The organism is Leifsonia sp. 1010, assembly GCF_031455295.1.
In the GTDB taxonomy this organism is placed as follows: domain Bacteria; phylum Actinomycetota; class Actinomycetes; order Actinomycetales; family Microbacteriaceae; genus Leifsonia.
The window spans coordinates 2,111,050-2,134,558 of sequence record NZ_JAVDSL010000001.1; the positions used below are offsets into that span (position 1 = coordinate 2,111,050).

25 protein-coding genes are annotated in these 23,509 nt (G+C 70.6%); 10 read left to right on the top strand and 15 right to left on the bottom strand.

Annotation, left to right across the window (positions count from 1 at the left end):
* Nucleotides 1-47: 47 nt before the first annotated feature.
* From J2Y42_RS10195 to J2Y42_RS10210, 4 genes are read right to left on the bottom strand one after another with little or no spacing between them, the layout of a single operon-like run.
* Nucleotides 48-920: an NAD(P)H-hydrate dehydratase gene (locus tag J2Y42_RS10195; RefSeq protein WP_309857692.1), complete on the bottom strand. Its 873-nt coding sequence runs from the start codon at nucleotides 918-920 to the stop codon at nucleotides 48-50.
* A complete protein-coding gene (locus tag J2Y42_RS10200) occupies nucleotides 913-1,620 on the bottom strand; it encodes a histidine phosphatase family protein (RefSeq protein WP_309857695.1) in 708 nt (235 codons plus the stop codon). The genes J2Y42_RS10195 and J2Y42_RS10200 overlap by 8 nt, the downstream gene beginning before the upstream one ends.
* Nucleotides 1,617-2,567, bottom strand: a complete 951-nt coding sequence (locus J2Y42_RS10205) for a hypothetical protein (protein WP_309857698.1) — start codon at nucleotides 2,565-2,567, stop codon at nucleotides 1,617-1,619. The genes J2Y42_RS10200 and J2Y42_RS10205 overlap by 4 nt, the downstream gene beginning before the upstream one ends.
* Before the next feature lie 9 nt (nucleotides 2,568-2,576).
* Nucleotides 2,577-3,434, bottom strand: coding sequence for a helix-turn-helix transcriptional regulator (locus J2Y42_RS10210; protein ID WP_309857700.1), 858 nt, complete (start codon nucleotides 3,432-3,434; stop codon nucleotides 2,577-2,579).
* A gap of 101 nt (nucleotides 3,435-3,535) precedes the next feature.
* On the opposite strand from J2Y42_RS10210, the gene J2Y42_RS10215 reads away from it, so the two are divergent.
* Nucleotides 3,536-4,312 (top strand): SDR family NAD(P)-dependent oxidoreductase, encoded by a 777-nt coding sequence (locus J2Y42_RS10215; RefSeq protein WP_309857703.1) that lies wholly within the window; start codon nucleotides 3,536-3,538, stop codon nucleotides 4,310-4,312.
* Between the two features lie 31 nt (nucleotides 4,313-4,343).
* Here the strand turns inward: J2Y42_RS10215 and J2Y42_RS10220 are convergent, their stop codons facing one another.
* From J2Y42_RS10220 to J2Y42_RS10230, 3 genes are all read right to left on the bottom strand, one after another.
* Entirely contained in the window at nucleotides 4,344-5,429 is a 1,086-nt protein-coding gene (locus J2Y42_RS10220; protein ID WP_309857706.1) for a DNA glycosylase AlkZ-like family protein, read from the bottom strand.
* A gap of 20 nt (nucleotides 5,430-5,449) precedes the next feature.
* On the bottom strand, nucleotides 5,450-6,160 hold the full coding sequence (locus J2Y42_RS10225) for an alpha/beta fold hydrolase (protein ID WP_309857709.1): 711 nt from the start codon (nucleotides 6,158-6,160) through the stop codon (nucleotides 5,450-5,452).
* Nucleotides 6,161-6,230: 70 nt separating this feature from the next.
* Nucleotides 6,231-6,695 carry a DUF2000 domain-containing protein gene (locus tag J2Y42_RS10230; protein WP_309857711.1) on the bottom strand — a complete coding sequence of 155 codons (465 nt, stop codon included), beginning with the start codon at nucleotides 6,693-6,695 and terminating at the stop codon, nucleotides 6,231-6,233.
* A gap of 103 nt (nucleotides 6,696-6,798) precedes the next feature.
* On the opposite strand from J2Y42_RS10230, the gene J2Y42_RS10235 reads away from it, so the two are divergent.
* The 5 genes from J2Y42_RS10235 to J2Y42_RS10255 all read left to right on the top strand — a co-directional run bounded on the left by J2Y42_RS10235 (nucleotide 6,799) and on the right by J2Y42_RS10255 (nucleotide 14,291).
* Entirely contained in the window at nucleotides 6,799-7,254 is a 456-nt protein-coding gene (locus J2Y42_RS10235) for an Lrp/AsnC family transcriptional regulator (RefSeq protein ID WP_309857714.1), read from the top strand.
* Between the two features lie 56 nt (nucleotides 7,255-7,310).
* Nucleotides 7,311-8,129, top strand: coding sequence for an aldo/keto reductase (locus J2Y42_RS10240; protein ID WP_309857719.1), 819 nt, complete (start codon nucleotides 7,311-7,313; stop codon nucleotides 8,127-8,129).
* A 110-nt stretch (nucleotides 8,130-8,239) separates the two neighbouring features.
* Complete coding sequence (locus J2Y42_RS10245) at nucleotides 8,240-10,786, top strand: ATP-dependent Clp protease ATP-binding subunit (protein ID WP_309857722.1); 2,547 nt, start codon at nucleotides 8,240-8,242, stop codon at nucleotides 10,784-10,786.
* A gap of 146 nt (nucleotides 10,787-10,932) precedes the next feature.
* Nucleotides 10,933-11,646 (top strand): hypothetical protein, encoded by a 714-nt coding sequence (locus J2Y42_RS10250; RefSeq protein WP_309857725.1) that lies wholly within the window; start codon nucleotides 10,933-10,935, stop codon nucleotides 11,644-11,646.
* A 167-nt stretch (nucleotides 11,647-11,813) separates the two neighbouring features.
* On the top strand, nucleotides 11,814-14,291 hold the full coding sequence (locus tag J2Y42_RS10255; protein WP_309857727.1) for a transglycosylase domain-containing protein: 2,478 nt from the start codon (nucleotides 11,814-11,816) through the stop codon (nucleotides 14,289-14,291).
* A gap of 20 nt (nucleotides 14,292-14,311) precedes the next feature.
* Here J2Y42_RS10255 and J2Y42_RS10260 read toward each other — a convergent pair whose 3' ends face one another.
* Both J2Y42_RS10260 and J2Y42_RS10265 read right to left on the bottom strand, forming a co-directional pair.
* Nucleotides 14,312-15,217 (bottom strand): 3-methyladenine DNA glycosylase, encoded by a 906-nt coding sequence (locus tag J2Y42_RS10260; protein WP_309857731.1) that lies wholly within the window; start codon nucleotides 15,215-15,217, stop codon nucleotides 14,312-14,314.
* Complete coding sequence (locus J2Y42_RS10265; protein ID WP_309857734.1) at nucleotides 15,214-15,822, bottom strand: HD domain-containing protein; 609 nt, start codon at nucleotides 15,820-15,822, stop codon at nucleotides 15,214-15,216. The genes J2Y42_RS10260 and J2Y42_RS10265 overlap by 4 nt, the downstream gene beginning before the upstream one ends.
* 137 nt (nucleotides 15,823-15,959) lie before the next feature.
* Here J2Y42_RS10265 and J2Y42_RS10270 point away from each other — a divergent pair, with 137 nt between their 5' ends.
* On the top strand, nucleotides 15,960-16,829 hold the full coding sequence (locus J2Y42_RS10270) for a hypothetical protein (RefSeq protein ID WP_309857738.1): 870 nt from the start codon (nucleotides 15,960-15,962) through the stop codon (nucleotides 16,827-16,829).
* 199 nt (nucleotides 16,830-17,028) lie between these two features.
* Here J2Y42_RS10270 and J2Y42_RS10275 read toward each other — a convergent pair whose 3' ends face one another.
* Nucleotides 17,029-18,060: a zinc-dependent alcohol dehydrogenase family protein gene (locus J2Y42_RS10275; protein ID WP_309857741.1), complete on the bottom strand. Its 1,032-nt coding sequence runs from the start codon at nucleotides 18,058-18,060 to the stop codon at nucleotides 17,029-17,031.
* Nucleotides 18,057-18,455 carry a (deoxy)nucleoside triphosphate pyrophosphohydrolase gene (locus J2Y42_RS10280; protein WP_309857743.1) on the bottom strand — a complete coding sequence of 133 codons (399 nt, stop codon included), beginning with the start codon at nucleotides 18,453-18,455 and terminating at the stop codon, nucleotides 18,057-18,059. The genes J2Y42_RS10275 and J2Y42_RS10280 overlap by 4 nt, the downstream gene beginning before the upstream one ends.
* 53 nt (nucleotides 18,456-18,508) lie before the next feature.
* On the opposite strand from J2Y42_RS10280, the gene J2Y42_RS10285 reads away from it, so the two are divergent.
* Nucleotides 18,509-19,201 carry a DUF1345 domain-containing protein gene (locus J2Y42_RS10285; RefSeq protein WP_309857745.1) on the top strand — a complete coding sequence of 231 codons (693 nt, stop codon included), beginning with the start codon at nucleotides 18,509-18,511 and terminating at the stop codon, nucleotides 19,199-19,201.
* Between the two features lie 2 nt (nucleotides 19,202-19,203).
* Here J2Y42_RS10285 and J2Y42_RS10290 read toward each other — a convergent pair whose 3' ends face one another.
* Entirely contained in the window at nucleotides 19,204-19,503 is a 300-nt protein-coding gene (locus tag J2Y42_RS10290) for a DUF1905 domain-containing protein (protein WP_018190290.1), read from the bottom strand.
* Nucleotides 19,504-19,568: 65 nt separating this feature from the next.
* Between J2Y42_RS10290 and J2Y42_RS10295 the strand changes: the two genes are divergently transcribed.
* Nucleotides 19,569-19,952: a hypothetical protein gene (locus tag J2Y42_RS10295; protein WP_309857748.1), complete on the top strand. Its 384-nt coding sequence runs from the start codon at nucleotides 19,569-19,571 to the stop codon at nucleotides 19,950-19,952.
* A gap of 66 nt (nucleotides 19,953-20,018) precedes the next feature.
* Nucleotides 20,019-20,645 (top strand): hypothetical protein, encoded by a 627-nt coding sequence (locus J2Y42_RS10300; protein ID WP_309857751.1) that lies wholly within the window; start codon nucleotides 20,019-20,021, stop codon nucleotides 20,643-20,645.
* Here J2Y42_RS10300 and J2Y42_RS10305 read toward each other — a convergent pair.
* The 3 genes from J2Y42_RS10305 to J2Y42_RS10315 form a co-directional block, all read right to left on the bottom strand.
* On the bottom strand, nucleotides 20,639-22,096 hold the full coding sequence (locus J2Y42_RS10305) for a lipase maturation factor family protein (protein WP_309857754.1): 1,458 nt from the start codon (nucleotides 22,094-22,096) through the stop codon (nucleotides 20,639-20,641). The genes J2Y42_RS10300 and J2Y42_RS10305 overlap by 7 nt on opposite strands.
* A gap of 82 nt (nucleotides 22,097-22,178) precedes the next feature.
* Entirely contained in the window at nucleotides 22,179-22,721 is a 543-nt protein-coding gene (locus tag J2Y42_RS10310) for a cysteine hydrolase family protein (RefSeq protein ID WP_309857757.1), read from the bottom strand.
* A 27-nt stretch (nucleotides 22,722-22,748) separates the two neighbouring features.
* On the bottom strand, nucleotides 22,749-23,426 hold the full coding sequence (locus J2Y42_RS10315; RefSeq protein ID WP_309857760.1) for an endonuclease/exonuclease/phosphatase family protein: 678 nt from the start codon (nucleotides 23,424-23,426) through the stop codon (nucleotides 22,749-22,751).
* Nucleotides 23,427-23,509: the final 83 nt, after the last annotated feature.

The following is a 23,509-nucleotide window of genomic DNA, read 5'->3' on the forward strand; positions in this document are numbered from 1 at the left end:
GCGCGGCTAGACATATTCCGGGTCTGCTGCCGAACTGCCGCCGGACGTCAGGAGAGGGCGTCGAGCTCCGCGGTGAGGCGGTCGACGATCTCCGACGCGAGGTAGCCGAGCCGACCGACGCTCGCTGCCAGGGAGTCGCCCGCCACGGCGTGCAGGTAGGTGCCCCAGGCGGCGGCCTGCAGGGGGTCTGCTCCGCGCGCGGCGAGCCCGGCGATCGCGCCGGCCAGCGCATCCCCGCTGCCGGAGGTGCCGAGTCCGGGGTCCCCGTCGCCGACGGTCAGCAACCGGCCGTCGGGGGAGGCGACCCGCCCGAAGCAGCTGACCGTTGCGCGGTAGCGGCGGGCGACCTCGACGCTGTCGGCATCGAGGTCGTCGGTGTCGCGGCCGAGCAGCCGCGACGCCTCCTCGGTGTTCGGGGTGAGGATGCGCGGGACGCCCCCCACCAGCCGCGGGTGCCCCGCGAGGGCCCCGAGAGCGTAGGCGTCGAGGACGAGGACCGTGTCTCGGCCGACGGCGCGCGCGACGCGGGGGAGCATCCGGGCGGTCTCCGCGGCATCGTCGAGACCCGGCCCCAGGAGCACCGCGTCGGCGGACGCCAGATCATCGGACGCCGCACGGACACCCGCTCCGCGCACACTCCCGGACGAGGTCTCGGGCAGCGGAACGACGCCGCACTCCGGCAGGGCCACGGCGATCGGCGCGGCGACGGACGCGCCGACCGCGAGGGTCAGCCTCCCGGCCCCGACCCGCAGGGCCGCACGCCCGGCGAGCAGCGCGGCACCGGGGGAGCGCACGGCGCCGCCGACCACGAGCACCTGCCCGCGCGACCGCTTGGATCCGGACGGCTCGGGCAGCGGCCACGCACGCAGCAGCTCCGGGGTCACCCGCTCCGGTTCGGGCGTCGCCGTGCGATCACGCATCGGTGCGCGCCTCGCCGGGGTGCTGGGTCGCCGGGAGCCCGGCCACCGACAGGTGGGCGTCGTCGGCGAAGGCCCGCAGCGTCCACTCGTCGCCCTCGCCGGTGAGCTCGGTGACCGAGGCGTTGGCGACGGGATGCGTCAGCAGGTGCTCGGCGAGCTGCCCCTCGGTCATGCGCAGCAGGACGTACAGGAAGAGGCTGACGACCGCGTCGTGGGCGAAGACCACGACGGTGCCGCTCGGGGGGAGGTCGCGCAGGAACGAGCGGATGCGCAGCGCCACATCCGTCCACGCCTCGCCGCCCGGCGGGCGGTAGTAGAACTTGCCCGCCCAGCGCCGGCGCTCGGCCTCCAGCGGAAGCCGCCGTTCCACGCCGAGTGCGGTGAGGCGGTCGAGGATGCCGAGCTCGCGATCCCGCAGGCGCTCGTCGAGCCGCAACGACACCTCCTCGCCGAGAGCGAACCGGGCGGTCTGGATGGCGCGGCGGTACGGCGAGCTGAAGAGGGCGGCATCCGACGGGAGGGCGTCGCGCAGCCGGGCGCCGAGGGCGGCGGCCTGCAGCTCGCCCAGCGGCGAGAGGGTGATGTCGGGGTCGCGGGCCTCGACGGAGATCACCTCGGCTCCGGCCGCCTCCGCAGCGGCCGCGGCGACGTTCGCCGTGCTCTCGCCGTGCCGGATGAGGAGCAGGGTGCGAGCGGTCATGTCCTGGACTGTACGCCCGCCCAGTCGAGCACGCGCAAGGCCCGGAGCGTGTTCCAGCGGCTGGGCTGACCGATCTCCTCCAGCGGGATGGCGGGGCGGCCCGGGAGCAGACGGTCGAGCGGCCAGCGGCCGTCCGGTCCGCGCCGCGACAGCACGACCTCGACCGCCTCGGCGATGCGCTCGGCGATCCAGCCGTCCGCTCGGAGGCCGGAGGCGCGCAGGTGGTCGAGTCCGCGCAGCACGTCGTAATGCCAGTAATAGGGGAAGGAGAAGCGGAGCCACTGCTCGTCGACCAGCTCGCCGGTGGACCGGCGACGCATCATCCCGCGCACCAGCAGGTAGTCCTGACCGCGCTTCAGGGGATCGTCCAGGTCGGTGCGGCCGGTCGCATCGCGATAGGCGGCGAGCCCCTCGACGACGCAGATCGTGCTGTGGAACGAGCCGGGCGCATCCTTCGTCTCGGCGTAGCAGTTCCACCCGCCGTCGGTCTGCTGGCCGTCGAGCAGCTTCGCGACGAGGACGTCCGCGGGCCGGCCGAGCGCGGCCGCAGCCGTGAGCACCCGGCCGTTGATGCACGGTTCGACCTCGCCGTCGAAGAACGGGCTGTCGTCCCACTCCTCGCCCCAGTCCACGTTGGCCGCGACGCGGTCGATGGCTTCGCGCGTCCGCTCGCCTTCGGCGCCGAACAGCCCGAGAAGGAGCACGATGCTGTCGGTCGCGTCGCGGTCCTCCGGCTTCCACACCGTGCCGCCCCACGTCCCGCGGTCGTCCTGGCGGCGCAAGAGTTCGGCACCCCAACCGTCGCGCTCGACGCGGGAGCGCTCCTCGGCCACCTCGTCGGCCGGCGCTCCGAGCAGATCCTGCAGCGTCTGCCAGCGGATGGCCGGGTCGCCCTCCAGCAGCCAGCGGATGACCGCGTCGTCCCGGCTCCATCGCCCTTCGCTCACGCGGCCAGGCTACTCCCGCGGTGCGGCGGCGGCGAACGACTGGGTGCCCAGCACGCTGAGCAGCGCCAGCTTCTCGGCGGCCTCCGTGCGCGGCGCGGCCGTCAGCACGAGCAGGCACTGCGACTGGTCCTCGGTGAACAACGCCTGGCAGTCGAGCTCGATCGCGCCGAGTTCGGGATGGAGGAGGGTCTTGTGGTCCTCGAAGCGACGGGCGACCTCGTGACGCTCCCACAGCTCCGCGAACTCGGGGCTCTCGGCCAGCAGCGCGCGGACCAGCTCGCCGGCCCGGGAGCGCGGACCGAGTGCCCCGTACGCATCCCTCAGCGAGGCGACCTGTGCGCGGCTCTGTCGGGCGCGGTCCTCCTCCGGATACTGTGCGCGGGCGTTCTCCGGATCGGTGAACCAGCGGTAGTACTCGCTGCGGGCGAGGCCGGTGTAACCGGAGCGGTCGCCGAGCAGCGCGACCGCCATGCGGTTCTGGACGAGCGTCTCGCCGAGGTTCGAGAGCACCAGAGCGGGGGTGTCTTCGAGCCGGTCGAGCACCCGCTGCAGCGCGGGGGAGACGTGGCCGCCGCCGGAGAACCGGTCGGGGGTGTTGTGCCCGGCGACCCGATACAGGTAGTCGCGCTCGTCGTCGGTGAGGCGGAGCGCCCGAGCCAGTGACGACAGCATCTGCTCGCTCGGCTGCGGCCCCCGGCGCTGCTCCAGACGGGTGTAGTAGTCGGTGGACATGGCGGCGAGCAGCGCGACCTCCTCGCGCCGGAGCCCGGGGGCGCGACGGCGGAGCCCGGCGGGGAGTCCGACATCCTCCGGGCGCAGCGTCTCGCGGTGGCGGCGCAGGAAGTCGGCGAGTGCGGCACGGTCCATCCCTCCATGATGACGCCGGTCGCTGCCGCGGACCAGGGATCGCCGATCCCTGGATGACCGCTCCACTTCCTGACGTTATGCGGCGCTCGCAGAGTGGAGGCATGAACATCACAGGGAACACCGTCTTCATCCCCGGCGCCACCAGCGGCATCGGGCTCGCCCTCGCCGTGGCTCTGCACGAGCGCGGCAACTCCGTCATCGTCGGCGGCCGCCGTACCGAGCTTCTCGAGCGGATCGCCGCGGAGCACCCGGGCATCGACACGGTCCGGATCGACACCGCGGACGCCGAGAGCATCCGTGCCGCATCCGCCGAAGTGCTGGCCGCACATCCCGAGCTGAACGTGCTCATCGCGATGGCCGGGATCATGCGCGTCGAGGACTGGCACACGCCTGCCGGCTTCCTCGGGTCGGCCGAGTCGATCGTCACCACCAACGTCCTCGGCCCGATCCGGCTGATCGCCGCCTTCGTCGAGCACCTGCAGACCCGCCCGGACGCGACCATCGTCACCGTGTCGTCCGGTCTGGCGTTCGCGCCGCTCGCGGCGACGCCCAGCTACAACGCCAGCAAGGCGGCCGTCCACATGCTCAGCGAGAGCATCCGGCTGCAGCTGGCCGACACGACCGTGAAGATCGTGGAACTCGAGCCGCCGTCGGTGCGCACGGGCCTTCTGCCGGGGCAGGAGGAGAGCGAGTTCGCCATGCCGCTCGACGAGTTCGTCGGCGAGGTCATCACGCTCATCGAGACGCAGCCCGACGCGAAGGAGCTCCAGGTGGAGCGGGTGAAGTTCCTGCGCTACGGCGAGGCGCGCGGCGATTACGACCGCGTGGTCGAGGTGCTCAACGCCTCCGACCCGCACGGCAAGGACGCGGCGGCCTGACCCGGCGGCCTGACCCGGCGCTGCAGGGCGATCAGTCGCGGGTGACCGTGAGCCCCAGCCACGCGGCCAGGTCGTCGATCGCGGCATCGACGGCGTCCCGCGTGCTGGGGCTGAACGGCTCGTCCTCGTGCATGGCTGCGACGAGCAACACCCCGGCCTTCCGGTCGGCCGCGGCGTCGAGCTTGCCCACCAGGCGATCCTCGTGGAGGATCGGCAGCGCGAAATAGCCCCAGCGGCGCTTGGTTGCCGGCTTGTACATCTCCAGCAGGTATTCGAACCCGAACAGCTCCTGCGACCGCACCCGATCGTGGATGAGCCGATCGAAGGGCGACAGCAGGGCTGTGCGGCCGGCGAACGGCTGCCCGACAGCGGCCGGATCGACCCGCCACTCGCGGTCGCTGCCCTCGACGCGCACCGGGACGCCGGCCTCTCCGACGAGCTGCGGACGTGCGATGCCGAGCGCGCGCAGGCGGCGCTCGTCGCGCAGCCGGGTCGCCTCCGGCTCCGGGATGACCTCGATGCCGGTCGGGTACACCCGCTCGGCGAGGTCCCACGTGCGCTGGCGACCGATCCGCCCGGCGACGGCGACCTCGCCCAGGCCCTGCAGCAGTTCGAGCATGTGGGTGACGTTCTTCTCGTGCGTCCATCCGCTCGACTGCCAGGGCACCTCGGCCGTGTCCGGGATGTCCTTCGAGAGCAGGGGACCCGCGTCGCGCAGCCGGTCGAGCACGTCGCGCCGGAACCCCGGGTTCGCTTCGAGCCACGCCCGCCAGCCGCTGTGGATGGGACCGGCCGCCATCCGCGCCAGATTCAGCCCGAGGTCGGATACCGGGCGGACCATGGCGAACGGAGGCTGGACCGGGTCGTCCTGCGCCTTCAGCTCGTACAGCGTCCGATCGTGCTCGACCGCCTGTGCGAGCTGCTCCGGACGATACGACGCCCCGAGGCGCGTGAAGGCGATCAGGTCGGCACTCGGCGCGATGGCGGCGGTCGGGTCGAGCTGCAGGAAGGTCAGGTGCTCAACCAGCGGGACGAGGCCGACCGGGCGTCGCGCATCGAGCCGTTGCGCGCGCACGGCGATGCGCCGCGCCTCGTCGCGATCCAGTACCTCGGTCATCGCTTCGGCGATCGCCGGGCTCAGCGGTCGGCGAGCTCTGCGAGCAGCGCGCCCAGTTCGGAGGGCCGGGTGAACATCGGCCAGTGGCCGGTCGGCAGCTCCACCACGTCCCAGTGCTCGAGGCGCCCGACCTCGGCCACGGCCGGCTCACCGCCGTCGATCCACGAGCGCAGGTCGGCGGGAGTGAACTCGCACGCGACGATGGTGGCCGGCACCGCGCGCCGACGAGAGTCGTCCGCGAGCTCGATCGGTCCCGCGACGACGTCGGCGGGTTCCGGCACCGCGATCCGGCGGAACTCGTCGCGCTGCTCGTCGGTCAGGTCGATGAGGTCGGCATCCTCGAAGTCCTCCCAGTCGGGGAGCTCGACCTGGCCGTCGGCCGCGGGCAGGTCGGGCGCGACGGATCCGCCGGGACCGAGCGGCCAGGAGTCGACGTACACCGTGCGCACGACGCGGTCCGGACGCTCGGCGGTCGCCGCGTAAGCGAGAGGACCGCCACCGGAATGCCCGACGAGCACCACATCCCGCTCGTCGCCGCCCAGGTCGTCGATGGCCCGCACGATCGCATCCACGTGGTCGCGCACGCGGATGCGGCTGCGGTCGGCGTCGCGCGACTCGAGGCCGGGGAGCGTGAGCGGATGCGCCGTATGGCCCGCGCTCTCGATGGCCGGGATCACCTCCCGCCACGCGTCGGCGCCGAGCCAGAAACCGGGGACGAGAACCATCTGCATGGGCCGACGCTACCGCGGTGCACCGACATCGGGGCAGGGGCGGCGTCGCGGGTGGAGCGCGACCGCGCACTCAGAGCAGGGCGAGGCGGCCCACGATCTTGTCGATCCGGTTCCGCGGCCCCACCACGCTCACCGCGTAATAGGGGAGCGCGTCGGACGGTGTCTCCGCGACCGTCTCGAGGTACTCGTCGTAAACCCGGGTCAGCTGGGCCGCAGCGGGCATGTCGGCGACGAAGACGCCCTCCGATGCGGCCGCCTTCGCCCGGATCGCCGCCAGCTGCTCACCGCTCGCACGCAGCACCGAGCACCCTGCCCAGGGGAGGCCGGGATGCGTGCTGGCGTCGGCATCCACCGCGTCCGGTCCGAGCAGCCCGGTGACGCCCGCGGCCGTCGCCGCCGCCGTGCAGATCGCCGCGTTGGCCGCGATGCCCGTCGGAAGGGATTCGTCGACGACGACCACCCACTTCAGCCGCGCTGCGCGCGTGGGCGCCGCCGTGTCCACTTCGTCGGGCAGGAAGCCGACCTGATCCGCCATTCGTGTTCCTCTCGTTCGGTGGTTCGGGCTTCAAACTACAGAATCCGAGGCAACGGTGCTGCTAATCCGAATTTAGTTCGGCAAGTGCCTTATCCTGGGCATCGTGGACGAACTTGATTGGGCGATCCTGCGCGAACTGCAGTCGGATGCACGCAAGAGCAATCGCGACGTCGCCGCGGCCGTCGGCGTCTCGCCGAGCACCGCGCTGGAACGGACGCGGGTGCTCCGGCGGAAGGGCGTCATCCGCGGGGCGGTGCTCGACGTCGACCTCGCCTCCATCGGCCGGCCGGTGCAGGCGCTCATCGCTGTGCGCATCCGTCCGCCGTCCCGCCCGGTCATCGAGGGGTTCCGCGACTGGGTGGCCTCCTTGCCGGAGACCCTCGGCGTCTTCGTCACGAGCGGCAACGAGGACTTCATCGTGCACGTCGCCGTCGCCGACAACGAGAGCCTGTACGCCTTCGTGATCGACCGGCTGACACAGCGGCGGGAGATCGCCGACGTGCGCACCAGCGTCGTCTACGAGCACCTGCGCAACGGAAGCCCGGAGCCGGTGGACTGATTCCGCGCGCGGGCTACGATGTGCGGCACCGCATCCTTCCGAGAGAGGAACAACGCATGCCCGCACTCACCGACACCTTCACGCTGTCGAACGGCGTCACCATCCCGAAGATCGGGTTCGGCACCTGGCAGATCCCGGACGGCTCCGAGACCTACGACTCGGTCCGCACCGCTCTCGACGCGGGCTACCGGCACATCGACACGGCGCGCGCCTACGGCAACGAGGCCAGCGTCGGCCGCGCGGTCCGCGACAGCGGCATCCCCCGCGAGGAGATCTTCATCACCACCAAGTGCCCCGCCGAGGTGAAGGACGCGGAGGGCGCCCGGCACGCCTTCGACCGGTCGACGGCGCTGCTCGACCTCGGGCCGATCGACCTCTACCTCATCCACGCGCCGTGGCCGTGGAACGCCATCGGCAGCGACCACCGGGCCGGGAACATCGAGGTGTGGAAGGTCTTCGAGGAGCTCTACGAGCAGGGCCGCACCCGCTCGATCGGCGTCAGCAACTTCGAGGTCGCCGACCTCGAGTCGCTGATCGACGCCACGGATGTCGTGCCGCACGCCAATCAGATCCGCTGGTTCGTCGGGAACACCCAGCCCGAGACGACCGCGTACAGCAAGGAGCACGACATCCTCGTCGAGGGGTACTCGCCGCTCGCAACCGGGCGCCTGCTCGACAACGGCGACATCAAGGAGATCGCCGACAAGTACGGCAAGTCGGTCGCCCAGGTGAGCATCCGCTACCTCCTGCAGAAGGACATCCTGCCGCTGCCGAAGTCGACGACGCCCGAGCGCATCCGCGAGAACGCCGACGTCGACTTCGAGCTGTCGGCAGAGGACGTGGCCGCGCTCGACGCCCTCGATTCGGGTGAGTGACGCGTCGAGGTGCCTGCGGGCATGACCGAATCGGGCACACGGGAATAAGGCCGCCCCTCCTGCGTTGGACTTGAGTGCACAAGGCTCAACTTTCAGAAACAGGAGAACACGTGCCTGAGAACTTCACTCCCGACGGTGACGGCGCCAACTCGTTCGACGAGTTCCTCGCCCGGTACCTCGCGGGTGAGCGTGCGCGTAACGCACGCTCCATCGACATCAGCCGCTTCCTCAGCCGACGCACCCAGGAGATCCTGGCGGAGGCCGGACGGTTCGCGCTGCAGCACGGCCACAGCGAGCTCGACGCGCTGCACGTGCTGCGCGTGATGGCCGAGCAGGAGCCGGCCGCCGACGCCATGCGCCGCATCGGCGTCGACCCCTCCCGGGTGGCCGAGGCCGCCGAGTCGCGCCTGCCCGCCCCGGGCGACGTGATCCACGCTGACGGCGCATCTATCACCGGGCCGCTCCAGCGCGCCCTCTTCCACGCGTACCAAGTGGCTCAGGCCTCCGGCTCGACCTACATCGACCCCGAGCACGTCTTCTTCGCGCTCGTGATCGGGCGGGATGCCCCGGCCGGCCGCGTGCTGCAGGCCGCCGGCGTGACGCCGGAGGCCCTCACCGAGGCGATGCGTCAGAGCACCACGGTGGGCGCCGGCCAGCCCGGCGACCCGGACGCCGCGCAGGGCGACTCGCAGACCCCGATGCTCGACCAGTTCGGCACCGACCTGACCGCGCTCGCCCGCGACGGCAAGCTCGACCCGGTGATCGGACGCCTCGACGAGATCGAGCAGACCGTCGAGATCCTCTCCCGCCGCACCAAGAACAACCCGGTGCTGGTCGGTGAGGCCGGCGTCGGCAAGACCGCGATCGTCGAGGGCCTCGCCCGTGCGATCGTCTCCGGCGACGTGCCCGAGCAGCTGCAGGACAAGAAGGTCGTCTCGCTCGACCTGGCTGGAATGGTCGCAGGGACCCGGTACCGCGGCGACTTCGAAGAGCGGCTCACCAAGCTCATGGACGAGATCAGCGACGGCAAGGACGAGCTGATCGTGTTCATCGACGAGCTGCACACCGTGGTCGGCGCCGGAGGGTCCGGCGAGTCCGGCGGGATGGACGCGGGCAACATCCTGAAGCCCCGCCTGGCCCGCGGCGACCTGCACCTGGTCGGCGCGACGACACTCAAGGAGTACCGCCGCATCGAGAAGGACCCGGCGCTCGAGCGCCGCTTCCAGCCGGTGACCGTCGGCGAGCCGTCGGTGGAGGACGCGGTCCTCATCCTCGACGGCCTCCGCGGCGCGTACGAGGAGCACCACGGCGTGACCTACACGGCCGACGCGGTCCGCGCCGCCGTGGAGCTCTCCGACCGGTACATCTCCGACCGCTTCCTGCCCGACAAAGCCATCGACCTGATCGACCAGGCCGGCGCGCGTCTGCGCCTGTCGCTCGGTAAGCGCGTCGACACGTCCGCCCTCATGGAGCGCCTGGCCACGCTGGAGTCCGAGAAGAACTCCGCCGTCGCGGCCGAGCACTACGAGGAGGCGTCGCGTCTGCGTGACGAGATCGAGGCCGTTCAGCGTTCGCTGGACGAGCTCGGTTCCGCCCCGCGGGTCGAGGCCGTCGTGGGCGAGCCCGAGATCGCGGCCATCGTGTCGCGTTCGACCGGCATCCCGGTGTCGCGCATCGGCGAGGCCGACCGCGAGCGCCTCGCGCGCCTCGAGTCGGAGCTGCACCAGCGCGTGATCGGTCAGGATGACGCGGTCGTCGCGGTCGCGAAGGCCGTCCGCCGCAACCGCACCGGCCTCGGTGACGAGCGTCGCCCGGTCGGCAGCTTCCTCTTCCTCGGCCCGACGGGTGTGGGGAAGACCGAGCTGGCCAAGTCGCTCGCATCGTCGCTGTTCGGCGACGAGAAGGCGATGCTGCGCTTCGACATGAGCGAGTTCGGCGAGCGCCACACGGTCGCCCGTCTGGTCGGCGCCCCTCCCGGGTACGTCGGCTACGACGAGGCCGGTCAGCTGACCGAGCGCGTGCGCCGCAACCCGTACTCGGTTGTGCTGTTCGACGAGATCGAGAAGGCGCACCCGGACGTGTTCAACCTGCTGCTGCAGGTGCTCGACGACGGCCGCCTCACCGACGGCCAGGGCCGGACGGTCGACTTCCGCAACACGGTCGTCATCATGACCTCCAACCTGGGCTCGGAGTTCCTGGCGTCGCGGAGCGGCGCGCTCGGCTTCGTTCCGGCCGGTTCGGACGGGTTCTCCTCGGAGAAGGACATCCGCGACCGGGTCATGGGCAAGCTGCGCGAGGCCATGCGCCCCGAGTTCCTGAACCGCATCGACGAGATCGTGCTGTTCCGGAAGCTGGATGCCGAGCAGCTCCGCGACATCGTCCGCCTGCTGCTGACCGCGACGGCCTCCCGCCTGTCCGCCCGCGACATCGCCTTCGAGGCGACGGATGCGGCGGTCGCCTGGATCGCCGACGCCGGATACGAGCCGGAGTACGGCGCCCGCCCGCTCCGCCGTGTCATCCAGCGCGAGGTCGACGACCGCATCGCCGAGCTCATGGTCAGCGGCGATCTCTCCGAGGGCGGCCGCGTGATCGTGGACGCCGAGGCCGGCGACCTGCGGGTCGCCGCGGCTCCCGCGGCCCTCCCGGTGGCGGCGTAACCCGGCCCGCACCTCCCACCGAAGCGCCGGTCCTGTTCGCAGGGCCGGCGCTTCGTGCGCTGCGCAGCAGCCACTCTTCGAGCATGTAAAATCCTAAATAGTCCCACATCAAGATTACATGACAGGATTTCTGAAACATGCCCGCTATGTACAACAGCACTCGCAGAGCCCGTTCGCGCTCGGCGCTGCTCCTCGCAGGCTTCATCGCCGTAGCCACCCTCACCGGTTGCGTCGCCGACAGCCCGGCGCCCTCAGCGAAGCCGAAGCACTCGACCTCTAGCACCTCGTCTGCCCGGCCGACCACGAAAGCACCGACATCCGATGCCGATGATTACAAGGCGGCTGATTGGGCGACCCCGATCAAGACGGGCACGATCATCGGTACCGCGTCCTCGGACGCACTGAAGATCGACATCCATCAGGTAGCCATCGCTAGCGCCACCAACGATGGGATCCAAGTGGACCGCGAGACGAAGGAGCGCCTGCTCAAGGTCGGAGACGAACTCGTTGCTCTCAACTTCGTGGCGACGAACGTGAGCTCGTCACCGATTCGATTGGTCTCGCTGCTGCCGACCGTGCATTCGGATGCGTATCCGTATTTCGGCGGAGTGCCGACAGGCAGGGAGATGGATTGGATGCGGCAGATCGGCGTCGATAAGTTGGGCCACAAGCTCGATCCCGCCTCGCCGAAGACCTGGGTGCTCAAGCCCGGAGAGTCCTTTGCCGCAGGAGACAGCTACAAGCTGTACGACGCTCCCTATGAGGTCACGCTGAAGGTCTACCCCGCGAACGAGGATGGCTCGCTTCAACTGGAGTCCGCCCTGATGGACACCAAGGTGCCGGTGACGCTTAAGCGCTGAGGCGTCCCGACCAGTTGACGCAACACGCCGTCGCGGCGGGGGGCGCGACGGCGTGTTGCGTCACCTAGGGGCCGGGCGCTTCGCCATGTGCGCATCCTGAACGTCTCCAAAGGGACGCACACCCGAACCCCTGGACTCATCCAGGGTCGCCTGGTTTGTTGGAAGGCGTGCCCGCATCCGATCGACCCCGCAGTCCCCGCCTGGCCGCCATCGACGAGCGGCTGGAGCCCGTCAAGCGTTTCGAGCTGAAGCCCGCGCGCACCCGCGCCGGGCTCATCGCGCAGTTCCTCGGCCTCGCGCTCGTCGCCGCGGTGCTCAGCTCGCTGTTCCTGCTGCCCGGTTTCCTGGGAGTCGGCGTGACGGCCGCGGCCGGGGTCAGCGACTTCAACGCGCTGCCGGCGAACCTCCACATCCAGCAGTTCGCCCAGAACTCGACGGTGTACGCGAAGCAGGGCGGGCAGGATGTTCCGATCGCCACCTTCTACGCCCAGAACCGGCAGGACGTCACCTGGGACCAGATCGCCCAGACGGTGAAGGATGCGACCGTCTCGGCCGAGGACCCGCGCTTCTACACCGAGGGCGCCGTCGACATCTGGGGCACCCTCCGCGGAGCCGTCTCCACGGTCGCGGGCGGTGACGTGCAGGGCGGGTCGTCGATCACGCAGCAGTACGTGAAGAACGTCGAAGTGGAGAAGTGCGAGGCGCTCACCAGCCAGAAGAAGGTGCAGGCCTGCTACGCCGATGCCGCCGGCGTCACTTTGCAGCGCAAGGTGCAGGAGATGCGCTACGCGGTCGAGGTGGAGAAGACCTACAGCAAGAAGGACATCCTCACCGGCTACCTCAACGTCGTCGGCTTCGGCGGCCAGGTGTACGGCGTGCAGGCCGCCGCCCAGTACTACTTCAACACCACCGCCGCGAAGCTGGATCTGACCCAGGCGGCCACGCTCGCGGCCATCCTGAACAACCCGGCGAACCTCCGCATCGACCAGCCGGACAACAAGGAGAACGGCGCCGCGAACGGCTACAAGCTCACCAAGGAGCGGCGCGACTACGTGCTCGACCGCATGTACATCACGCACACGATCACCAAGCAGCAGCGCGACGCGGCGAAGGCCACGCCCATCCAGCCGACCATCACACCGACGACCCAGGGATGCGCGGCCGCGCAGCAGTACAACGCCGCGTTCTTCTGCGACTACGTGCGCGACGTGATCCTCAACGACCCGGCGTACGGTGCGACCGCCGACGACCGCTGGCAGACCCTCAACCGCGGCGGGCTCAAGATCTACACCACCCTCAACCTCGACCTGCAGCAGGTGGCGCAGGCCTCGCTCAGCAAGTACATCCCCGGCTCCCGCCCGGGCATCGACCTGGGTGCGAGCAACGTGGCGCTGGAGCTGGGCACCGGCCGCATCGTGACCATGGTGCAGAACCGCAGCTTCAACAACACCGACACGCCCATCGACGGAACGACCGCCGTGAACTACAACACCGACGAGGATTACGGCGGATCGCAGGGCTTCCAGACCGGGTCGACGTTCAAGGCCTTCGACCTCGCTGCGTGGCTGGAGGCCGGGCACAGCCTCTACGAGACGGTGAACGCCTCGCAGCACGTGTTCCCGACCTCCGACTTCACCAACACCTGCGCGAACATCGACGGGCCGGACTGGCCGGTGACCAACGACGAGGGATCGGCCAGCCGGCTCTCGGTGATGGCCGCGACCGCCGAATCGGTCAACACCGCCTTCGCCGAGATGGGCACGAAGGTCGACCTGTGCTCGATCGTGAACGCGGCGAAGGGGCTCGGCGTGCATCCCGCCTCGAAGAGCAACCCGTGGGTGCAGACGCCGTCGATGATCCTCGGGACGAACTACATCTCGCCGCTGACGATGGCCACCGCGTACGCGGGCATCGCCAACATCGGCGTGGTCTGCACGCCCGTGGCGATCGACCGCGTGGTGAACGCCGACGGCAGCGACCACAAGGTCAGCAAGACCACCTGTACGCAGGGCCTCAAGCCGGAGATCGCGGCGGGCGTGACCTACGCGCTGGAGGGCGTCATCAAGGGCGGAGGGACGGCGGCGAGCGCCAACCCGTACGACGACATCCCGATCATGGCCAAGACGGGCACCGCCGACGACTCGCTCGAGAACTGGCTCATCACATCCACCACCAAGGTCGCGACGGCCACGTGGGTCGGGAACGTCTCGGGCTCGACGCCCCTCCGCTCCCTGTACTTCAACGGCGTCGGTGGCGGGAACGTGAAGTTCTCGATCGCCAAGCCCATCCTCAAGGCCCTGAACGCGGCGTACGGCGGCGGCGACTTCACCGAGCCGACGGACGCCGTGCTGTACGGCGACCAGATCACGATGCCGGATGTGACGGGCAAGGCGCCGGACGTCGCGCAGAAGCTGCTCGAGGGGCTGGGTCTGGACGTGACCGTCGACTCCGCGCCCGTGCCCAGCGACCAGCCGGCCGGGACCGTCGCGGCGAGCGATCCCGCCGCTGGTGCGTCGCTCGAAGACGGCGATTCGGTGACCCTCACGATCAGCAACGGGCAGGGCGGAGCCGCGACGGACACCCCGACGCCAGGAGGCGGCAGCACGCCGACGCCCACCTCGCCCGGGAAGAAGAAGGGCGGCTGAGCCGGCGGCCCGCGGCGGCGTCAGGCGCGCAGGCTCTCCTCGCCGAGCCACGCGGTGAGGATGCGGCCTCGCAGCGCATTCGAGCGCTCGGCGAACGCGCGCTGCCGGCGCACGTATTCGGCCTTCCCCTCCGCCGTCTCGATGGCGACCGGCTCGGCGCCCCACGGCCGCATGTCGTACGGCGAGGCCTGCATGTCGAGAAGCCGGATGTCGCGGGCCAGCTCGAACGCATCGAGCAGTAGCTCCCCGGGCACCAGCGGGCCGAGCTTCATCGCCCACTTGTAGACGTCCATCCCGGCATGCAGGCATCCCGGCTGTTCCAGCTCCGGCTGCGTCTCGCGGGTCGGGGCGAACCGGTTGAGCGGCACCGCGTCCGGGGTGAAGAAGCGGAACGCGTCGATGTGGGTGCACCGCAGCTCGTGCGACTCGACCACCGCATCCGTCGCATCCTGACCGAGACGCAGCGGCACGGGATGCCGGTGCTCGTCCTGCCGGTAGACCATCGCCCACTCGTGCAGACCGAAGCAGCCGAACCGTCCCGGCCGCGCGGCCGTTGAACGGAGGATGCGTTCGACGCCGCGCAGCAGTGACGCCTTCTCCTGCTCTAGGACGGCACGGTCGACGACGAGTGAGCCAGGCACCGACCCGGCTGTGTACCAGCGCCAGGCGGCACGCGGATCCTGGTCCGCTCCCTCCAGCTCGACACCCGGGCCCGGATGCCAGCGGCGCAACTGCGCCGGCGCATACGAGTAGTAGGTGAACAGGAAGTCCCACACCGGGTGCTTCTCGCCGCGGGCCGCTCGTTCGCGGTGCGCGGCGGTCAGCGCGTCGGCGCGCTCGATGTGCGCCTGTTCGCGCGACCGCCACTCCGACTCCGCCAGCCGGGTGGGCGGCAGCGTCGGGCGCTCGGCGAGGGAGAGGGTCACCCTTCGAGGATACGTTCCAGCGGGTTGTCGCGGAGCTTCCGCTGCACCCCGCCGTCGACGAGCCGACGGGCCGACGTGTCCGGCTTGCGCTCGGCCTGGTCGGCGACGCACGAGCCGAACTCGGCGGCCAGCTCCAGCCGCGGGTACGCGGTCACCACCTCGCGGAGGAACTCCTTCGGAAGCTCCCCGTCGCGCGCCCCGGAGATGTCGAGGGCGGTCGCGATCTCGAGCAGGTGCCCCTCGACATCCATCGCCGGGTCGACCTCCGGCCAGTTGTGCCGCACGATGACCTCGTGGGCGCGCACACGGCGGTCGGCCGGCCATCCCGCGCCCGCGGTGAGGGCGATGGCGACGTGACCGGCCGCATCCTCGTAGGCGAGCGTGTTGTTGTCGAACTCGGGCGCGATGCCGAGGTCGTGGAGCAGTGCCGAGACGTAGAGCAGTTCGTGATCGGGTTCGAACCCGCGCACGGTGGCGAACGACTCCGCCCACAGCCACGACCGCTGCACGTGATTGAGCAGCGAGGGCGTGTGGTACGCGGTCGCGATCTCGAGGGCGGCGCGGGACGCGGCGGTGTCGGGGCGGGGGAAGTCGTCGATGCGCATGTGCTCATCCTGCCGGATGGGAGGGGGATGCGGGCCAGCCGCGTCACGATCGCCCACTTCGGTCGTCGGTACGTGTGTACAGAACTTTTCATGTATGCAGGCGAGTCGCGGAGAGCGGTAGAGCCATGGAACACGAAATGACGACACGGGGACCGCGCATGCGGACGTTGTCCCTCTGGTTGGCGATCGGCGTCCTCGTCGCCGCCGCCGTGCTCGGGTCGATCTTCATCATCCTCGGCGATCAGGCCGAGATCGCCGGTCGTGCCTGGCTGACACTGCTGCTCGCTGCCGCGTTCGCCGGGGCCGTCGTGCTCGACGCAGGGATGGCCCACGGCCCCAACCGCTGGTATCTGCCCGTGTCCACCGGCATCAACGCGGTCCTCGTGCTCGTCGGTCTCTTGAAGACCTGGGGCGGTTTCTACCAGCCGGAGGACACCGGGAGCGGGGTGGTCTGGTCTGTGCAGCTCTCCCTGTTCGTCTGGATCGTGGTCCTGCTGCGCGCAGCCCTGATCGTCACCCAGACGTACGGTCGGCGGTTCGTCGCCCACGCCACGTCGCAGGCCACGAAGGTGTTCGCCGCGATGGCACTCGTCTTCATCTGGGTCATGGCGGTGCTCCTGGCGTTGCCGCCCGCGCTTCCCGAGGCGCAGTGGCCCGATGTGTGGTGGCGGATCGCGGGTGCCGCGACACTGGTCACGGCCGTGCTGTTCCTGATCCCCGTCATCGTGTTCGCATTCGAGCCGAAGAAGCCGGCGCCGGCGCCGTCGGTCTTCGTGCGCGGGCAGGACATCGGTGCGGCGAGCGCGTACCTGGCATCCGTCGCAACGGCTCAGGGGGGGCCGCCCGCGGCCAGGAGTGGGCGCCGCCTGTCGGCAGCGATCCTGCCGCTGAGGCCGTGCACGCCGACGCGTCGGACGCTCAGGGTGCCACCGCGCCGTCTGCCTGACCGCACAGACGGAGGGGATGCCGCATCCTTCGACCTCCCCGCACCTCCGTTTCCCGCCTGACCGGGCGGAGTGAAGCCGGATCGCCTCCGTTCCCGTCGCGCGGCGGACCGGTTCCGGAGGCGGGAACGGCGGGGACGGCGGCAACGGGTGGTGGGGAACGGAGGAGATCCCGCGGGACACGCCGGGCGGCCGCCGGAAAAGGAGGACGCAGGCGGCGAGGGAAAGCACGGTCCCTCCGTTTCGTGCGGACCGCCGGCGCTCAGCCCGCGGGGTGCAGCACCGCGATGCCCGTCGGCGGCGCGGTGTCCGCCGTCTCGAGCAGGCGCGCGGCCTCGGCGAAGCCGACGGCGCCGCCGACCAGCTGCTGCGGGGTCAGACGGCCCGCGGCCACCAGGTCGAGCATCTTTGGGTAGGCGGCTGCGGCCATGCCGTGGCTGCCGAGGATCTCGAGCTCCCATCCGATGACCCGGTCCAGCGGGAGCTCGGGCACGGCGGCGGCCAGCAGCCCGACCTGCACATGACGGCCGAGGCGGCGCAGCGAGCGGACGGCGGTCGTCGCGGTGTCGGGGGAGCCGACCGCGTCGATCGTGGCGTGCGCCCCTCCGCCGGTGAGGTCGCGCACGCTCTCGGCGGTGTCCGCGTCGGCGACGACCGTGTGCTCCGCACCGAGACGCGCGGCCAGGCCGAGTGCGGCGGGGGAGCGGTCAACGGCGACCACCCGTGCGCCGAGCGACGAGGCGACCATCACCGCGCTCAGGCCGACGCCGCCCGCGCCGTAGACCGCGAGCCATTCGCCCGGCTGGATGCGCGCTCGCGCCGTCACCGCCCGGTACGCCGTGGCGAAGCGGCAGCCCAGGCTCGCGGCGGCGTCGGCGGAGAGGCCGTCCGGCACGCGCACCAGGTTGGTGTCCGCCGCGCGCACGGCGACGAGCTCGGCATGCGATCCCCAGTGAGTGAAGCCGGGCTGCGTCTGCTGCGGGCACACCTGCGCCTGCCCGTCGCGGCACCACTCGCACTCGCCGCAGCCGTTGACGAAGGGAGCGGTGACCCGGTCGCCCGGCCGCCAGCGCGAGACTCCCGCGCCGACCGCCTCGACCACACCCGCGAACTCGTGACCGGGAACGTGGGGGAGGGCGACGGAGTCGTCGTGGCCCGCCCATGCGTGCCAGTCGCTGCGGCAGAGACCGGACGCTTCGACCCGGATGACGGCACCGCCATCGGGCACGGCCGGGTCGGCCAGCTCCGCGACCTCCACCGGTCCGCCGAAACGCTCGTAGTACAGGGCCCTCACGTGACCTCCCGGGTCAATACGGTGACGGCGGCGAGGTCCGCCTCCGCCCAGTCCAGCTCGCCGAGACGCTCGACGTGCATCCAGCGCAGCTCGTCGTGGTCGGTGCTCGCGACCGGTGCGTCCCCGTCGAGCCGGCAGTCGAAGCAGGCGAGGTCGATCGCGCGGCCGCCTGCGCGCGCAGTCACCGTGCGGTCGAGCAGCGCACCGACGTGGATGCGCACCCCGAGCTCCTCCGCGATCTCGCGTGCGAGCGCGGCCTCCTGCGACTCTCCGCTCTCGACCTTGCCGCCCGGGAACTCCCAGCGTCCTGCAGCATCCTTCCCGGGCGCCCGACGGCAGGCCAGAACGCGGTCACCGTCGCGAACGACGGCCGCGACGACGACGAGGGGCTGCACCACTCCATCCTGCCCTGCGCAGCGATGGAGGATGGCACCGCTAGCATCCAGGTATGTCGCAGAGCGCGCCCGTGCGGCGGCCGTGGGTCGTCCTCGGCCTGGCCGCGAGCCTCCTGGCCCAGCTGGCCATGATCGTGGTGGGCGTCTGGCTCGTCGTGCTCGCCGAAGACGACGCCACCACGCTCGAGCTCCTCGCGATCTGGTGCGGGATCGGGACGATCTACCTCATCGTCGTGCTCATCGTGCTCGGACGTGTCGCGCGACGCCCAGCCCCTCCCGGCGGTCGCCCGGCCCGCTGGGAGACCGGACGCCTCGCCCGGACCGTGTCGATGACGGCGACGATCCTCTCGAGCCTCATCGGCCTGGCGGCCGCGATCCAGGTGCTCGCCCTCCACAACGATCCGCAGATCGGGTCGGTCACCGACTTCGTCGGCGTCTGGTCGATGCTGCTCGCCTGGGGGTTTCTGCACTGGGGCTTCTCGCAGATCTACTACCAGCGCTACTTCGCCGCCGCCGAGCCGATGCTGCGGTTCCCGCACCCGGACGGCACCCCGGCGCCGGTGCCGCGGTTCGTCGACTTCGTCTACTTCGCCTTCACCCTCGGCACCACGTTCGCGGCATCCGACGTGGAGGTTCTCAGCACCCGGATGCGCTGGACCATCGTCTGGCACTCGGTGCTGAGCTATTTCTTCAACGGTCTGATCATCGTTCTCGCGCTGAACACGATCATGTCGGGCACGCGGTAGCGCTAGAGCAGCGTCTCGACGCCGATCCGCACCCGGTCGCCGAGCTCGACGCCCTCGGCCCGCCGCACGGCGCTCTTGATCGGCACGACGTACGTGCCGTCCGCCTGCGGGAAGATCGACGTCGACCAGCGCGAGCCGCCCAGCGTCACCGACACCTTGACGGAGTCGAACCCGGCGGGTGGATGCGGCTGCAGCCGGATCTCCTCCGACACCTCCTCGGGCAGCTGCGCGAAGACCCACAGCTCCCGGCGGGAGGCCCAGCGGAACAGCTCCGCCTCGAACTCGTAGCGATAACCGGCCATATCCGCCAAGCTACCGGTGAAGCGCCCGGGCGAGAAGCGCACCGCGGCGGAGCGGAGGAGTCGGCATGGCGGCACGTCCCGGATCGGTCACGTTCGTGGCCGTCCTCACCTACATCATCGGCATCCTGAACGTGATCGGCGGGGTGATCCTGCTGATCGCGCGCGACCAGGTGGCCGGCCAGAACGGGGCGATCGGCGGCATCACGGCGGCGGCCATCATCTCGATCCTGCTCGGGGTGATCGTCATCATCGTGGCGCGCGGCCTGCTGCGCGGCAGCCCCGGCGCGAGGGTGGTCGTGACGGTCGTGATGATCATCGACATCCTCAACGGCATCCTGCTGCTGTTCACGAACCAGGTGGGGAGCGGGATCGGCCAGATCCTGTGGTCGCTGCTGGTCATCATCCTGCTCTACACCCGGCGGGCGAACGGGTTCTTCACAGGCCGCTGAATCCCGGGAGCCGATCGGCCAGAATGGGAGGACGGCGTCGTACGGGCGCCGGGTTCGAGGAGTCCCATGCGCTGGCCGAAGTGGTTCCGCAGGCGTGTCGAGAAGACGACACGCACGCGTCCGTTCGACGAGCACGCCCTGCCCGAGCCGCCGGCGCCCAGCCTCGAGCAGTCCGTGGAGGAAGGCATGCTGCTCGCGGAATACGCCACGCGCATGGCGGTCAAGAACCACATCGTCGTCGACACGATCCAGTACGGCAACTCGTACGACCCGGCGATGCACGCCATGGAGGCGGCGGCGATGCTGCGCGAGCTCGCGTCTGAGCAGGGCGTCGCGGCGGGGCGCATCGAGGAGGAGCTGGAGGCGGCCGAGAAGCTGAGCGGCGATGCCGAGCACCCGCACGACTACCGCCGGGTGGATGCCGACAACCTGCGGCTGCGACGGGACGCGGCCATCCAGCTCGCGGCGGCGCTACGGGCGAAGGCCGACTCGGAGGAGGAGCTGCTCGCCCTCGTCGAGCGCGGCCGGCAGGACGCCTGGGACGAGGTCGGGCGCGCCATCGAGGCGGGACTCGACGCGTTCTCCGGCGCGGAGGCGCTGAAGGCCGACTACGAGCGCGAGAAGCCGGCGCGGCTCAAGCTGCTCATCTGGCGGGATCTCGCCAAGCTGGAGGAGGAGCGCACCGGCTACTGACCGCTGCGCAAGCTCACCGGCGGTACCAGGTCGCCGACCTCCGACCGCACCCAGACGTCGCCCGTCTCCCGCTTCTCGGCGTGCGTGCTGAAGCGGTACAGGAACATCCGGGCGCGGATCGCCCGCGGCGGCACCCCGCCGAACGGGTCGTGCCGGAGGAGTTTCAGGGTCGGCCGGTCCGCCTCGAGCAGGCGCAGCAGAAGCACCTCGAACCAGGGCGAGTCGCGCGAGCCGAGCGCCAGGAACCACATCAGCCAGTCGAGCCGCAGGTGGTACGGCGCGAACTGGCGCGGGATGCGGTGCACATCGCCGGGCTTGCCCTTGAAGGCGTACTCCAGCCAGAGCGCATCCGGGTCACCCGGGTCGTCGGTCGTTCCCTCGACGACGACCTCGTAGCGCTCCTTCGTGACGCTGCCGAACGCTCCGTACGCGTTCACCAGGTGCCAACGGTTGAAGCTCGCGTTCATCAGCTGCCGGCGCGAGAACAGGTTCTTCAGCGGCGGCCAGCTCAGGACCACCAGGAAGACGGTCGCCGCCACCGCCACCACCGCGTACCAGAGAGGGACGTCGGAGGCGCCGAGCCCGCCGACCTCAGCTCCACCGAACAGCCACGAGAACACCGGGTCGCTGATCCCGGCGAACGCGAGCACGATCGTGATCCAGTTCAGCCACGCGAAGTTGCCGGTGAGCACCAGCCACAGCTGCGTGAGGATCATGACGCCCGCGGCGACGCTCGCGACCGGCTGCGGGAAGAACAGGAACCACGGCACGATCAGCTGCGCGAAGTGGTTGCCCAGCACCTCCACCCGGTGGAACCACTTCGGCAGCAGGTGCGCGGAGCGGCTGAGCGGGTTCGGCATGGGCTGCGTCTCGTGGTGGTAGTACAGCGCGGTGAGGTCGCGCCATGAGCGGTCGCCGCGCATCTTGATCATCCCGGCGCCGAACTCCAGCCGGAACACCAGCCAGCGGACGAAGAAGACGATGGTGATCGGGGGAGCGGTGTCCCACGCGCCGAGGAAGGCGACGATGAACCCCGCCTCGCAGAGCAGGCTCTCCCAGCCGAAGCCGTAGAAGGTCTGCCCGATGTTCACGATCGAGAGGTAGAGGAACCACACGATCAGGAAGACGGGGACGAAGACGTAGGTGGGCGCGAGCTGCACCACGCCGGCGACGATCAGCGCCGAGAGCACCGCCCCCGTCCAGGCGACCGTGCGCAGCAGCCGGTCCGAGTAGCGCCAACGGAACAGCGTCGGCTGCTTCCGGGCGTAGGGATGCCGCAGGAAACGCCGGGCGGGCAGCAGACCGTTGTCGCCGAGCAGGGCCGGGAACTGGTTCACCGCCGACACGAACGCCACCAGGTACAGCGCGGCGACGCCGCGCTCCAGGATCTCGCGCGCGATCGTGTAGTCGTCGCCGGCCAGCCAGTCGGTCAGCCACGCGGGGAACTCCATCGACACCACCCCAGTCGTCGAACGCCCTCACCGTACGCCCGGGGCGGCGGGACGACGAGTCCCGCCGACGTCAGAGTCGGGGTCAGAGCGGCACGGACGCGGCCTCGGCCACCCCGAACAGCTGGCCCGGGTAGCGGAGGCCGTCGAAGTACCGGTTCGTGTGCGCCACGATCTGCTCACCGGTGAGCTCCACGCCGTCCCACTCGCTGTCGGTGGTCGTATGGGCGTCGGAGACGAGCACCACGTCGTAGCCGCGCACGGCCGCGCTCTGCGCCGTCGTGCGCACGCAGTAGTCGCTCTGCGCTCCCGTCACGACGAGGCGGCCGACGTCGAGACGCTCCAGGATCTCGTCGAGGTCGGTGTCGGCGAAGGAGTCGCGATAGTGCTTCAGGATGCGGGGCTCGCCGTCGACGGGGACGAGACCGTCGGCGAGCTGCCAAGGCTCGCTGCCCTCCTCCATCCCGTCCTCCTCGTGCTGCACCCAGATCACCGGGGTGCCGGCCGCGCGGGCGCGGTCGACGAGCTGCCGGACGCGGGAGAGCACGCCGTCGGCGTCGAAGCAGCCGGGCAGGACGCCGTTCTGGAGGTCGATGACGAGCAGGGCGGAGGGCACGGTGTCGGTCACGCCACCATCCTGCCAGCGGTCGCCCGGTCAGGCCGCGAGCTCGGCGTCCAGCCGGATGGGCCGGTGGTCCGACGCGCCGGCGGGAAGCACATCCACCCGCTCGATCTCGAAGCCGGTCGACGTTACGAAGTCGAAGTAGCCCGAGAAGAACTTGTAGCGCAGGTAGGTCGGCTGCGTCGTGCGCTTCAGCGTGTAGCCGGAGGTCGTGAGGTGCCGCTCGAGGCCCCGGATGAACCAGGGATAGTTGAAGTCGCCGACCATGACGGCGGCGGTGCCGGGGGCGAGGGACCGCATCCCATCGTGGGCGGCGGCGATCTGCTTGCGCCGCAGCGAGTTCAGCGCGGTCAGAGGTGCGGCGTGGAACGATCCCACCAGGATCTCCTCGCCGTTGTCGCGGTCGCGCAGGTGCACGGCCAGCAGGCGCTCGTTGGCCGGCGCCAGCACGCGGTCGTGCAGTGACTTCTGGACGGCGAAGACCTGGCTGTGCAGGATCTCGTAGCGATCGTCGCGCACATAGACCGCGAGGCCCAGCCGGTTGGCCCGGGTGGTGTCCGCGAGCACCAGGTGGTGCAGGCGCTCGGGAAGGGCGTCGCTGTCGCATTCCTGCAGGCACAGGACGTCGACGTCGTACGCCTCTGCGATGCCCGTCAGCTCCCCGCTCGCGGCGTGCTTGCGGAGGTTGTAGCTCACGATCCTCAGGGTCATGCACCTCTTCTCGAAGGACCTCGTTCGCGGACGGCACGGATGCGCGCCCGCTCTGCCATTCTGTCCCACTTGTGAGACCGCTC